Origin of the sequence: Streptomyces sp. CBMA291, assembly GCF_014596525.1 — a bacterium.
GTDB lineage: Bacteria > Actinomycetota > Actinomycetes > Streptomycetales > Streptomycetaceae > Streptomyces.
Genome location: NZ_MSJP01000098.1, coordinates 83,889 through 96,862 on the forward strand (window position 1 = coordinate 83,889; position 12,974 = coordinate 96,862).

Annotated in this window: 13 protein-coding genes; 5 read left to right on the plus strand and 8 right to left on the minus strand. The window is 72.9% G+C overall.

The annotated features are described in order from the left end of the window. Nucleotides 1-27 precede the first annotated feature (27 nt). Complete coding sequence (locus tag BU197_RS23910; RefSeq protein ID WP_188270361.1) at nt 28-1,194, plus strand: PotD/PotF family extracellular solute-binding protein; 1,167 nt, start codon at nt 28-30, stop codon at nt 1,192-1,194. A gap of 51 nt (nt 1,195-1,245) precedes the next feature. Here BU197_RS23910 and BU197_RS23915 read toward each other — a convergent pair whose 3' ends face one another. After that, entirely contained in the window at nt 1,246-1,911 is a 666-nt protein-coding gene (locus BU197_RS23915; RefSeq protein ID WP_188270362.1) for an IclR family transcriptional regulator, read from the minus strand. A 74-nt stretch (nt 1,912-1,985) separates the two neighbouring features. On the opposite strand from BU197_RS23915, the gene BU197_RS23920 reads away from it, so the two are divergent. Continuing rightward, on the plus strand, nt 1,986-2,636 hold the full coding sequence (locus BU197_RS23920) for a nitroreductase family protein (RefSeq protein ID WP_188270363.1): 651 nt from the start codon (nt 1,986-1,988) through the stop codon (nt 2,634-2,636). Between the two features lie 10 nt (nt 2,637-2,646). On the opposite strand, the gene BU197_RS23925 is transcribed toward BU197_RS23920, so the two are convergent. From BU197_RS23925 to BU197_RS23950, 6 genes are all read right to left on the minus strand, one after another. Continuing rightward, nucleotides 2,647-3,834 carry a serine hydrolase domain-containing protein gene (locus BU197_RS23925; protein ID WP_188270364.1) on the minus strand — a complete coding sequence of 396 codons (1,188 nt, stop codon included), beginning with the start codon at nt 3,832-3,834 and terminating at the stop codon, nt 2,647-2,649. Between the two features lie 201 nt (nt 3,835-4,035). Further along, the gene (locus BU197_RS23930; protein WP_411158528.1) at nt 4,036-4,674 is read right to left on the minus strand and encodes a response regulator; all 639 of its coding nucleotides are present in this window, start codon (nt 4,672-4,674) and stop codon (nt 4,036-4,038) included. A gap of 56 nt (nt 4,675-4,730) precedes the next feature. Further along, entirely contained in the window at nt 4,731-5,783 is a 1,053-nt protein-coding gene (locus tag BU197_RS23935; protein WP_223183966.1) for a sensor histidine kinase, read from the minus strand. 131 nt (nt 5,784-5,914) lie between these two features. Next, nucleotides 5,915-6,694, minus strand: a complete 780-nt coding sequence (locus tag BU197_RS23940) for an SAM-dependent methyltransferase (RefSeq protein WP_188270366.1) — start codon at nt 6,692-6,694, stop codon at nt 5,915-5,917. After that, the gene (locus tag BU197_RS23945; RefSeq protein ID WP_188270367.1) at nt 6,691-7,380 is read right to left on the minus strand and encodes a glycerophosphodiester phosphodiesterase; all 690 of its coding nucleotides are present in this window, start codon (nt 7,378-7,380) and stop codon (nt 6,691-6,693) included. The genes BU197_RS23940 and BU197_RS23945 overlap by 4 nt, the downstream gene beginning before the upstream one ends. Before the next feature lie 25 nt (nt 7,381-7,405). Next, nucleotides 7,406-8,437: an adenosine deaminase gene (locus tag BU197_RS23950; RefSeq protein ID WP_188270368.1), complete on the minus strand. Its 1,032-nt coding sequence runs from the start codon at nt 8,435-8,437 to the stop codon at nt 7,406-7,408. Nucleotides 8,438-8,513: 76 nt separating this feature from the next. Between BU197_RS23950 and BU197_RS23955 the strand changes: the two genes are divergently transcribed. Next, nucleotides 8,514-9,245 carry a DUF4190 domain-containing protein gene (locus tag BU197_RS23955; RefSeq protein ID WP_188270369.1) on the plus strand — a complete coding sequence of 244 codons (732 nt, stop codon included), beginning with the start codon at nt 8,514-8,516 and terminating at the stop codon, nt 9,243-9,245. A gap of 182 nt (nt 9,246-9,427) precedes the next feature. Here the strand turns inward: BU197_RS23955 and BU197_RS23960 are convergent, their stop codons facing one another. Then, nucleotides 9,428-9,976, minus strand: a complete 549-nt coding sequence (locus BU197_RS23960) for an NADAR family protein (RefSeq protein ID WP_188270370.1) — start codon at nt 9,974-9,976, stop codon at nt 9,428-9,430. Nucleotides 9,977-10,151: 175 nt separating this feature from the next. On the opposite strand from BU197_RS23960, the gene BU197_RS23965 reads away from it, so the two are divergent. Together BU197_RS23965 and BU197_RS23970 are read left to right on the plus strand one after the other, a co-directional pair. Beyond that, the gene (locus BU197_RS23965) at nt 10,152-11,666 is read left to right on the plus strand and encodes a gamma-aminobutyraldehyde dehydrogenase (protein WP_188270371.1); all 1,515 of its coding nucleotides are present in this window, start codon (nt 10,152-10,154) and stop codon (nt 11,664-11,666) included. Between the two features lie 49 nt (nt 11,667-11,715). Continuing rightward, nucleotides 11,716-12,963, plus strand: coding sequence for a PotD/PotF family extracellular solute-binding protein (locus tag BU197_RS23970; protein ID WP_188270372.1), 1,248 nt, complete (start codon nt 11,716-11,718; stop codon nt 12,961-12,963). The last annotated feature ends 11 nt before the right edge of the window (nt 12,964-12,974 follow it).

Sequence of the window (12,974 nt, forward strand, 5' to 3'; positions counted from 1 at the left end):
GCACGGGTGAGAGCGACCAGGAAGACCATGACCCGCCGAGCCCTGCTGCGCGGCCTCGGCGGCGCCGGAGCCGCCACCCTGCTCACGGCCGGGTGCGGAGTCCCCGCCGCCTACGTCGAGGAGGCCGACCGCGCCGGACGCGACCTCTCCGCCCGCGACCGGACCCTCGCCTTCGCCAACTGGCCGCTCTACATCGACACCGACGACGAGGACCCCAGGAAGCGCCCCACCCTCGACGCCTTCCGCAAGCGCACCGGCATCGACGTCCGGTACACCGAGGAGATCAACGACAACGACGAGTTCTTCGGGAAGATCAGCCCCTCCCTGATGAACCGCCAGCAGACCGGCCGCGACCTCGTCGTCATCAGCGACTGGATGGCCGCCCGCTTCGTCCGCCTCGGCTGGGTCCAGGAGATGGACCGCGCCGCCCAGCCCAACGTCGCCGCCCACCTCGCCCCCCAGCTGCGCACCCCCGCCTTCGACCCCGGACGGCTGCACAGCGTCCCCTGGCAGTCCGGCATCACCGGCATCGCGTACAACCGCCGCAAGCTCGGCAGGGAACTGCGCTCCACCAAGGAACTCTGGGCCGACGACCTGCGAGGCAAGGTCACCCTGCTCTCCGGGCTCGACGAGTCCATGGCCCTGCTCCTCCAGGGCAACGGCGTCGACGTCACCCGCTGGACCGCCGACGACTTCCACACCCTCTGCGAGCAGATGGAAGGCCTCGTCCGCCGCAAGCACATCCGCCGCTTCACCGGCAACGACTACATCAAGGACCTCTCCACCGGAGACGTCCTCGCCTGCCAGGCCTACTCCGGCGACGTCATCCAACTCCAGGCCGACAACCCGGACATCGAGTTCGTCGTCCCCGAGGAAGGCGCCGAACTCTGGGCCGAATCCCTCATGATCCCCAACCTCGCCCGGCACAAGACCAACGCCGAGAAGCTCGTCGACTACTACTACGAGCCCGAGGTCGCCGCCGAACTCGCCGCCTGGGTCAACTACGTCTGCCCGGTCCCCGCCGCCCAGGCGGTCCTCGCCGACTCCGGCGACGAGGACCTCGTCGCCCTCGCCGAGGACCCGCTGATCTTCCCCGACGCCGAGATGAGCGCCCGCCTCGCCATCTGCCGGGACATCCGCGCCGACGAACGCCAGGAGTTCACGAAGAAGTGGAACACCATCGTGGGGCTGTGAGCGGCGGGCCGTGAGGGCCCCCGGCACGATCCGAAAGAGACGACCGGGGCCTCACCCCACCCGCACCCCGTCGGCCGCCTCCCGCACCGCCGCCGTCACCCGGGCGAGCGGCACGCCCGTCGGGACGGTCACGCCCAGCGCCGCCACCGTCCCCGCGGGACCCCGGACCGGCGCCGCCACCGTCACCTCGCCCAGCCGGTACTCCTCCGCGCAGACCGCAAGCCCCGCCGCCCGGAACCGGGCCGACCGCGCCGCCAGAACCCCCGGCGCCACCACCGTGTGCCGGGTCAGCCGGGCCGGCGCCACCGGCGGACCGGACCACAGGATCGCCCCGTACGCCGTCGCGTGCCCCGGCCACCGCTCCCCGCTCACCAGACACAGCGTCCCGCCGCCCGGCGGACCCGCCGCGACCGCCACGTCCGCGTGACCGCCCGTCCGCGCCCCCAGCACCCGCAGCGCGGGCAGCGCCGCGGTCAGCAGACCGCGCGGGCAGGGGGCCGCCGCGCCGAGCGCCCGCAGCCGCAACCCCAGCCGGTACGCCCCGTCCGCGCCCCGTTCGAGACCGCCCCAGGCCACCAACTCCCGCACCATCCGCAGCGCCGTCGGCGCCGGAAGCCCCGTACGGGCCGCGATGTCGGTGAGCCGCAGCGACGGCGGACCGCCCTCCTCGAAGGCGTCCAGGACCGAGAACAGCCGCCCCGCCACACTCTCCGCCATCTCCCCGCCCCCGTCTTCCACCCAGTGGAATCCCGTACTTCCCCGCCCCGCCGGGCCCGTACGAGGCTCAACACATGAACCTCGGTCTCGCTTCCGACACCCTGCTCTCCACCACCCGCGCCGTCCGCCACCGGCTCGACCTGACCCGGCCGGTGCCCCGCGCCCTCCTGGAGGAGTGCGTGGACCTCGCCGTCCAGGCACCCACCGGCCGCAACCGGCAGCGCTGGCACTTCGTCATCGTCACCGACCCGGACCGCCGCGCCGTCCTCGCCGACCTCTGGCGCGCCGCCCTCACCGTCCCCGGCGCCCATCAGCCGCTGCCCGCCCGCGACGTGCGCAGGGCCGAGGTCGCGCCCGGCGTGATGGACCGCGTCTACTCCGGGGTCGGCCACCTCCACCGGCATCTGCACGAGGTCCCCGCGTACGTCATCCCCTGCGTCGAGGGTCGCACCGAAGGCGCCCCCGTCACCCATCAGGCCGGTACCTGGGGATCGATCCTGCCCGCCGCCTGGAGCTTCATGCTCGCCGCCCGGGAACGCGGCCTCGGCACGGTGTGGACGACCGGGAACCTGCCGATGGAACGGGAGTTCGCCCGCTTCCTCGGCATCCCCTACGGCGAGGTCATGCAGGCCGCGTTCATCCCCGTCGCCTACACCCTCGGCACCGACTTCCGGCCCGCCCGGCGCGTCCCGCGCGAGCAGGTGCTCCACTGGGACCGCTGGTGACGCCCGCCGCTCAGTCCGGCAGGCCGTACGCCGCCACCATCAGGCCAAGCGCCGTACGGTTCACGTCCTGGCCCTTCGCGTCCGTGGCGTTGACGCTGTAGACCAGGGTCCGCGAACCGTCCCGGGTCGAGGCGACGGCCGCGTTGTACCCCCAGCGGCCCCCCGTCTTGCCCCACACCTCGCGCCCGCCGAGCCGCTTCATCGACAGACCGACGGAGTACGCGGCGGGCTCGCCGCTCGCCGCGTCCGGGACCTTCGGCAGCGTGAACATCTCCTCAAGCAGCGGCCCGCGCACCACCCGCCCCGCGAACAGCTCCCGGACGAACCGCTCCAGATCGGCGGTGGTCGACACCAGATCACCGGCCGCCCAGGCGTCCGACGTCCCCCAGACGGAGACATCCCGCAGCCCGGTCGTCCCGTCGTCCAGCCGCATCGTCTGATAACCATGGTTGTACGGCCCCGCCAACCCGGCCGCACCGCGCGGGAAGTACGTGTCCCGCAGCCCCAGCGGACCCAGCACCCGCCGCTCCACCTGCTTCTCGAACGAGTCACCGGTCACCCGCTCCACGATCAGCCCCGCGATCGTGTAGCCGATGTTCAGATAGTGCTGACGGGTGCCCGGCCGGAACTCGCGCGGCTGCGCCACCGCCGAGCGCACCAGCTCCACCGGAGTGTGCCGATCGAAGCGGTGCGCGTACCACTCCTCCACCGTCTCGCCCGGCAGATCGGCCGCCGGGATGCCGTGCGTGTGGTTCAGGAGCTGGCGGACCGTCACCGTGGCGTACCGGCCGGGGATCAGCTCCGGCAGATACGAACGGGCCGTACGGTCCAGATCGATCCGCCCCTCGGCCGCCAGCCGGAGCACGGTCGCCGCCGTGAACACCTTCGTCACCGAACCGGCCCGGAACCGCGCCGCCGGATCCGCCGGGGCGCCCGACTCCAGATCGTGGACCCCCGCACTGCCCCGCCAGACGCCCTCACGGCCGCCGACCCGGACGAGCGCGGCCGTCGCGTCCGCCCGGGGCAGCCCCGCGAGCACCGCCGACAGGGCCTCGCCCGGATCGGACGCCCCGGCCGGTGCGGTGGCCGGGGCCGTGGCCGCGGTCCCTCCCGCCGCGAGCGCGGGGACGGCCGCCGGACCGCCGGCCACCCCCAGGACCAGGGTGGCGGCGAGCAGTGCCCGAAGGGACTTCCTCATGGTCAACTCCCGTGATGTGAGCCGTGGTCGATGGCTCCATCCTGGCCGCCGGGGCACCCCGCGCGGATCACCCGCACCGGCGGTCTCCGAGAGGCCGACACCTCCCCGGCCCGGGGGAGGAACCAGGCCTCCCGCCTCCCCCGCCCGGGGGAGGTCTCCGGCGACGGGGAGCCCCCGGCGCCGGAGACCTGGCCGGGGCGTTCAGAGCGAGGAAGGCCAGGGCGGGACAGACCCGGACGGGGAAGCCCCCGCCGCGACCAGACCCGTCTCGTACGCGCAGATCACCGCCTGCACCCGGTCCCGCAGCCCCAGCTTGGACAGCACGTTCCCCACATGCGTCTTCACCGTGTGGTCGCTGACCACCAGCTCCGCCGCGATCTCCGCGTTCGAGAGCCCCCGCGCGAGCAGCAGCAGCGTCTCCCGCTCCCGGGCCGTCAGGACGTCGAGCCGGGGATCGGGCGCCGTCCTGCGGGGACCGCCCGAGGTGTACTGCTCCACGAGCCGCCGGGCCACCGAAGGCGCGAGCAGCGATTCGCCCGCCGCCACCACCCGTACCGCGTGCACCAGATCGTCGCGCCGCACGTCCTTCAGGAGGAAGCCGCTCGCGCCCGCGTGCAGCGCCTCGTACACATACGCGTCCGTGTCGAAGGTCGTCAGGATCACCGTCCGGCAGCGGGACTCCCCGGCGATCACCCGACAGGCCTCGATCCCGTCCATCCCCGGCATCCGGACGTCGAGCAGCGCCACGTCCGGCGCGTGCCGACGCACCGCCTCGACCGCCTCGGCGCCGTCGCCCGCCTCCGCGACCACCGCGATGTCCGGCTGCGCGTCCAGGATCATCGCGAAACCACTGCGCACCAGCTCCTGGTCGTCCGCGACCACCACCCGGATCACCGTCACACCCCCACCTCCGCCCCCGACGGCACGGGCAGCACCACCCGCACCTCGAACCCCTCGCCGCCCGGACCCGGGCCGTACGCCATCGTCCCGCCCTGCGAGGCGGCCCGCTCCCGTATCCCGGTGAGCCCGTGCCCCGCGCCGCCCGGCCGGGACCGGCCGGGACCGCGCCCGTCGTCGGTGACCGTGACCCGCAGGACCCCGTCCGCGTGCACGAGCCGGACCTCCGCCCGGCGCGCCCCGGAGTGCCGGACCACATTGGTCAGCGCCTCCTGGACGATCCGGTACACCTGCGCGCCGGTCGCCGAGGGCAGCGCCCGCACCCCGCCCTCCGTCCGGTACTCCACGGCCGTCCCGCCCGCCCGGACCCGCGCCAGCAGCTCCGGAAGCGCGCCGAGGTCCGGCTGCGGAGCGCGCGGCGCGGCCCCCTCCGGGCCCTCCCGCAGCAGCCCGAGCAGCTGCCGCAGCTGCGTCATCGCCTCCCGGCCCGTCTCCGAGATCGCCTCGAACGCGGCCTCGGCGCGCTCCGGGGCCGTCCGCACCGCCACCGGCCCCGCCTCCGCCTGGACCACCATCAGACTCACCGCGTGCGACAGGACGTCGTGCATCTCCCGCGCGATCCTGGCCCGCTCCCGCGCGGCGGCCCGCTCCTCCTCGACCCGGTGGGCGCGCTGCCGGGCGTCCTGGAGCCGCCCGAAGACATAGGCGGCGCCGAACACGAAGAACGAGAAGGTCAGTTCGCGCGCCGACTGGGTGTTGAGCCACACCGACCCCGGCACCGCGACAAGCAGCAGCCCCACCGTCACCAGACGCTTCACCGGCGGGGAGAGCAGCGCGATCGTATGGATGGCGACGAGCCCGGTGTACGGCAACGGCTGCCCGGGACCCGCCACGGCCAGCTTGTACAGCGCGCTCGTCGCCAGCACCGCCAGGAACACGGCGAGCGGCGCGCGCCGCCGCCAGGCCAGCGGCAGCACCGTGAGCGTCGTCAGTCCGTACGCGCTCCACGTCGCCGGTTCGAGATCGGGACCGCGCGGCACCACGAACGGCATCGTCACCGCCGCCTGGACCAGCAGCGCGATCCCCGCGTCCACCGCCCACGGGTTGGCCGCCCCCCACTCCCGCACCCGCTCCCCCCGGAGCCTCACGGCCTCCCGGACGCGCACGGCCCCCCCGCTCCCCATCAGGGCTTGCGGCCCACCGCGCCGAACTGCGCGACCACCGGCGCCCCCTCGGCGCGCCAGCGCGAGCAGGAGACGATGCCGGGCTCCAGCAGGTCGAGCCCTTCGAGGAAGGAGGCGAAGTCGGCGCGGCTGCGGGCGGTGATCGGCGGGGTGGCGTTCTCGTTCCAGAAGGCCATCGCCTCGTGGTTGCCCTCGCCGCCCAGCTCCGGCTCCAGGGTCGGGTGGGTCAGGACGAGATGGCTGCCGGAGGGGACGGCGTCCATCAGGGTCCGCACGATCGACCGCGCCTTGTCGGTGTCCATGACGAAGTTGAGGATGCCGAGCATCATCACCGCGACCGGCTGGGAGAAGTCGAGCGTCGCCGAAGCCGCCTTGACGATCGTCTCCGGGTCGTGCGCGTCGGCGTCCACGTACTCAGTGACGCCCTCCGGGGCGCTGGTGAGCAGCGCGCGGGCGTGGGTGAGGACGATCGGGTCGTTGTCGACGTAGACGATCCGGGCGTCGGGCGCGGAACGCTGGGCGACCTCGTGGGTGTTGTCGGCCGTCGGCAGCCCCGTACCGATGTCGAGGAACTGGCGTATGCCCGCGTCGGCGGCCAGATGGGTCACCACCCGGCCCAGGAACGCCCGGTCGGCGCGGGCGACTTCGCCGATGCTCGGGTAGAAGCCGGTGACCTGCTCGCCGACCGCGCGGTCCACCGGGTAGTTGTCCTTGCCGCCCAGCCAGTAGTTCCACACACGGGCGTTGTGGGCGATGTCGGTCCGGATGCGGTCGTTCATGAGCGAGCCTTTCGCAGGACGTCGGCCAGTGCGTCGACCCGGTTCGTGGTGACCGAGTCGACCCCGTTCATGATCAGCTTACGCATGGTGCGCCGGGTGTCGGCGGTCCAGGCCGAGACCAGCAGACCGTCCCGGTGCACCCGGTCGGTCAGCTCCCTGCTCACCAGGCCGAAACGGTAGTTGAGCCAACGGGGCCGGACGGCGTCGAGCAGCGTCGGACGGGGCGGGGCGAGCGAGGTCCAGGTCAGCGCGATCTCGGCGGACGGGTCCGCCGCCCGCACCCGGAGCATGGCGACCGCCCCCGCACAGTAGAGGACGCGCTCCCCGGCGCCGCACTCGCGGACCGTGCCGACGATCGTCCGGACCGTGCTCTCGTCGCCGCCCGGCAGGTCCAGCATCAGCCGGGTCTCCCCGGCGGTGAGCAGCGCCTCGCGCAGGGTCGGGATGCCGCCCCGCGACACCTCGGCGACCTGCTCGCGGGTGAGGGAGGCGAGCGGCCGGTCGTGGCCCCACAGGCGCTTGAGGGTGTCGTCGTGGAGGAGGACGGGCACCCCGTCCTTCGTCGTCCGGACGTCGACCTCGACGGTGTCGGCCCCCCGCTCGACCGCCGAGACGATCGAACGGAGGGTGTTCTCGCGGGCGCGGTAGGGGTCGCCGCGGTGACCTACGACAGTGACGGAGTCCATGGCCCCATTGTCGGTCCCGGCGTCGTCAGCGCGCGAGCCATCCCTCGGTGTAGGCGTCGATCTCCGCGGCGATCCTCGCCTTGCCCGGGGCGTCGAGGAAGGAGGCCTCGACGGCGTTCTTGGCGAGGGCGGCGACCCCGCGCTCGTCGAGCCCGAGGAGCCGGGCGGCGACGGCGTACTCGCTGTTGAGGTCGGTGCCGAACATCGGCGGGTCGTCGCTGTTGACCGTGACCAGGACACCCGCCTCGACCATCCGCCGGATCGGGTGCTCGTCCAGGGTGGCGACGGCCCGGGTGGCGATGTTGGAGGTCGGGCAGACCTCCAGGGCGATCCGGTGCTCGGCCAGGTGGGCGAGCAGCTCCGGGTCCCGCACGGAGCTGGTGCCGTGGCCGACGCGCTCGGCGCCCAGCTCGCGCAGGGCGTCCCAGACGGTCTCCGGGCCCGTGGTCTCGCCCGCGTGCGGGACGGAGTGCAGTCCGGCCGCCCGCGCCCGGTCGAAGTACGGCTTGAACTGCGGGCGCGGCACGCCGATCTCCGGTCCGCCGAGACCGAAGGAGACCAGGCCCTCCGGGCGCAGCGTGTCGGTGGTGGCGAGCCGCGCGGTCTCCTCGGCGGAGACGAGTCCGGCCTCGCCGGGGATGTCGAAGCACCAGCGCAGGAGGGTGCCGAACTCGGCCTCGGCCGCCTTGCGGGCGTCCTCGATGGCCTCCATGAAGGCGCGCTCGTCGATGCCCCGGCGGGTGGAGGAGTAGGGGGTGATGGTCAGCTCGGCGTACCGGATGTTCTGCCGGGCCATGTCGCGGGCGATCTCGAAGGTGAGGAGCCGGACGTCCTCGGGGGTGCGGACCAGGTCGACGACGGAGAGGTAGACGTCGATGAAGTGCGCGAAGTCGGTGAAGGTGAAGTAGTCGGACAGAGCCTCCGGGTCCGTGGGGACCTTGGAGTCCGGGTGCCGGGCGGCCAGTTCGGCGACGATCCGGGGCGAGGCGGAGCCGACGTGGTGCACATGCAGCTCGGCCTTGGGAAGCCCCGCGATGAAGGGATGGAGGTCGGTCATCGGATCATCGTAGGCCGGACGGATGCCCCGTAGGGGGGAGGCCGTAGCATGGCGGCACCATGATGGGGGGAGGCCCATGTCTGACAACCAAGACCAGCCGCGGGGCGGATTCGACCCGGCGGACCCGTGGGCTCCGCCGAATCGCGAAGGCGTGGAACTGAGCAAGTCGGCGTCCGCGCCGGGCCAGGACCCGCAGTCCGCGCCGGGCCAGGACCCGCAGTCCGCGCCGGGCCAGGACCCGCGGCCGGAGGTCCACGACCAGCAGACCGTCACGTCCGTGCCGGTGACGCCCGAGCCCGAGGGCGCGGTGCCGCCGCCCCCGGTCGCCCCGACGGGCCCGGCGGCCGCCGGCTACGGCTACCCGGCGGCGGGCGCCCCCGGCGGCTACGGCTATCCGACCGCCCCGGCGGCGCCCACGGGTGCCTCCGGCTACGGCTACCCCGGCTACCCGTCGACGCCGTACGGCGGCCAGCCGGGCTGGCAGCAGGCCCCGTCCAACGGCATGGGCACCACCGCGATGGTGCTCGGCATCATCTCCGTCGCGGGCTTCTGCCTCTACGGTCTGGGCGCGGTCCTCGGCATCCTGGCGCTGATCTTCGGCATCATCGGAGTGAAGAAGGCCGGCCGGGGCGAGGCGACCAACCGGGGCATGGCCGTCGCGGGCATCGTGCTCGGCGCCATCGGCACCCTGATCAGCGCGGTCTTCCTGTCCTTCATCGTCTGGGCGATCGCGCAGGGCGAGGAGTACGACGACTCCGGCACCGACGACCCGTTCGCCTCCAGCCTGGTGATCGAGAACGGCCGCTGAGCCACCCGCGCGCGACCGGCCACCGAGTCACCCCGCGCGCGACCGGGCCCCGCACCTGATCCCAGGTGCGGGGCCCGGCGCGTTCCCCGCCCCCGTACGGGCACGGGTGCGCGGCCCCCCTGCGTTCCCCGGCCCCCCTGCGTTCCCCGGCCCCCCTGCGTTTCCCGGCCCCGCGCCGTTCCTCACTCCTGGCGCAGCCGCTCCCTGGCCTCCATCAGGGCGAAGCCCAGCAGGTTGAGGCCGCGCCAGCGGGCGGGATCGGTCGCGCGGGGGTCGTCGGCGGCGAGCCCGATGCCCCAGACCCGGTCCAGCGGGCTGGCCTCCACCAGGACCCGCTCGCCCGTGCCGAGGAGGAAGGCGCGCAGCGCCTCGTCCGAGGAGAACTTGTGGACGCTGCCCTCGACGACGATCCCGAAGCGCTCCCGCTCCCACACCGCCTCGTCGAAGCCCCGCACCCCCCGGCCCGCGTTCTTCGCCTCGGCGGGGGTACGGGCGGTCAGCGCCGCCCGCTCGGCCCCGGCATCGCCGAAGAGCCGGGCCTTGGCCGCCATCATCCAGTGCTCGGCGGTCGCGTATCCCTCCCCTTCGACTACGAAGGGTGCGGGCCACCACTGGCTGAGACAACTCGCCGAAAGGTGTCCGTCCGGTCGCGGACGGTGACCCCAGAAGGGCAGCCACTTCACCCGATCACCCCTGCTGACCTGCTGCGTCAACGACTCGATGTGGCTCATGCACGCGAGTGTGGCATGCGCCACGGACACTCCGTACGGAGATTTTCCGGCCGCCTCGACACATGGTCGACCGATTCCGCCGCGTAACCAAAAGGCAACGGCGGAATCACTTGTTGGCCTTCTGGCGCCATGTCAGGATCGGCACTCAAATCGAGCTGGAACAACGGAGAGCGTCATGGGCAACCGCTTTCAGGTGACGGACCGCTTCGCGGACGGCGCACAGTACATCGGCGGACGGCTCCGTGCCGGGACCTCCGACCGGGAACACAGTGTGATCGACCCGGCGACCGGAAAGAGCGTGTACACCTACAGACTGGCCTCCACCGCCGATGTGGACGAGGCCGTCGCCGCCGCCAAGGCGGCCTTCCCCGGCTGGTCCGGAGCCACCCCGGGGGAGCGCTCCGACGCCCTCCACCGCTTCGCCGCCGTGCTCGCCGAACGGGCCGGGGACTTCGCCGCCGTGGAGTCCCTCCAGTGCGGCAAGCCCCTCAAGCTCAGCACCGAGTTCGACGTGCCGGGGACCGTCGACAACACCGCCTTCTTCGCGGGGGCCGCCCGCCATCTCCAGGGCCAGTCGGCCGGCGAGTACAGCGGCGACCACACCTCGTACGTCCGGCGCGAGGCGATCGGCGTCGTCGGCTCCATCGCCCCCTGGAACTACCCGCTCCAGATGGCCGCCTGGAAGATCCTCCCGGCCATCGCGGCGGGCAACACCATCGTCCTCAAGCCCGCCGAGCTGACCCCGCTGACCTCGCTGATGTTCGCGCAGGCGGCGACCGACGCGGGCATCCCCGACGGCGTCGTCAACATCGTCAACGGCACCGGGCGGGACGCGGGCGAGCACCTCGTCGGCCACCCCGACGTCGTCATGACCTCCTTCACCGGCTCCACCGCCGTCGGCAAGCGCGTCGCCGAGATCGCCACCGGCACCGTCAAGCGCCTCCACCTCGAACTCGGCGGCAAGGCGCCCTTCGTCGTCTTCGACGACGCCGACCTGGAAGCCGCCGCGCACGGAGCCGTCGCCGCCTCCCTCATCAACAGCGGCCAGGACTGCACCGCCGCCACCCGCGCCTACGTCCAGCGCCCGCTCTTCGACGCCTTCGTCGCCCGGGTCGCCGAGCTGATGGAGACCGTCCGCGTCGGCGACCCCTTCGACCCGGCCACCGACCTCGGCCCGCTCGTCAGCCACCGGCACCGCGACGCCGTCGCCGGATTCGTCGAGCGCGCCCGCGGCTACGCCACCGTCGTCACCGGCGGGGAGGCGCCCGGCGGCGACCTGGAGGGCGGCGCCTACTACCGGCCGACCCTGATCACCGGAGCCCCGCAGGACAGCGAGGTCGTCCAGTCGGAGATCTTCGGGCCGGTCCTGGTGGCCCTGCCCTTCGACGGCGACGACGAGGGCATCCGGCTCGCCAACGACACCCCCTACGGTCTCGCCGCCTCCGCCTGGAGCCGGGACGTCTACCGGGCCCACCGCGCCACCCGGGAGATCAAGGCGGGCTGCGTCTGGGTCAACGACCACATCCCGATCATCAGCGAGATGCCGCACGGCGGCACCAAGGCATCGGGCTACGGCAAGGACATGTCTGCCTACTCCTTCGAGGAATACACGCAGGTCAAGCATGTGATGTTCGACAACACGGCAGTGGCGGCCAAGGACTGGCACCGCACGATCTTCGGGGACCGATAGCCGACTTCCGCCCTGACCAGGCGACGCACACTCCGAAAGGGCACAGCGTATGGAGCAGTACGAGCCCGACCGCCTCTCGGCCGCGCGGGCGGCGGCGATCCGCCGCACCCTGACCAGTGGCCGGGGCGCCCTCAGCCGCCGCTCGGTGCTGCGCGCGGGCGGCTTCGGGGCGCTCACCGTCGGCGCCCTCGCCGGACTGAGCGCCTGCGGCATCCCGCCGGCCGGGCGGACGGGCGAGGGCGCCGTCTCCGACGACGCCTCGGCGAAGGAGAAGACCGTCTCCTTCTCCAACTGGACCGAGTACATGGACGTCGACGAGAGCGGCAAGTCCCGCCCCACCCTCCAGGACTTCACCCGGCGCACCGGCATCACGGTCAAGTACACCGAGGACATCAACGACAACGTCGAGTTCTTCGGCAAGGTCAAACCGCAGCTCGCCGCGGGCCAGGACACCGGCCGCGACCTGATCTGCGTCACCGACTGGCTCGCCGCCCGCATGATCCGGCTCGGCTGGGTCCAGAAGCTCGACCCGGCGAACCTGCCCCACGCGTACGCCAATCTCTCCGCCCAGTTCCGCACCCCCGACTGGGACCCGGGCCGGTCCCACTCCTACCCCTGGACCGGCATCTCCTCCGTCATCGCGTACAACGTGAAGGCGACCGGAGGGCGGAAGGTCGACTCGGTCACCCAGCTCCTCGACGACCCCGCCCTCAAGGGCCGCGTCGGCTTCCTCACCGAGATGCGCGACACCATCGGCATGACCCTGCTCGACCTCGGCAAGGACCCCGGCACCTTCACCGACGCCGATTTCGACGCGGCGGTCGGACGCCTCTCCAAGGGCGTCGACACCAAGCAGATACGCCGCTTCACCGGCAACGACTACACGTCGGACCTGGACAAGGGCGACCTCGCCGCCTGTCTCGCCTGGGCCGGTGACGTCATCCAGCTCCAGGCCGACAACCCGGACATCCGGTACGCCGTCCCGGCCGCCGGATACATCACCTCCACCGACAACCTGCTCGTCCCCGCCGGGTCCCGGCACAAGACCAACGCCGAGAAGCTCATCGACCACTACTACGAGCCGCCCACCGCCGCCCGGCTCGCCGCGTACATCAACTTCGTGTGCCCGGTCGACGGGGTGAAGGACGAGCTGTCGAAGATCGACCCCGCGCTCGCGAACAACACGCTGATCCTCCCGGACCAGGCCATGGCCAGGAAGTCGCACGCCTTCCGCTCGCTCAGCACCGCCGAGGAGACGGCGTACGAGGAGAAGTTCGCCAAGCTCATCGGTGCCTGAGGCCCACGTCG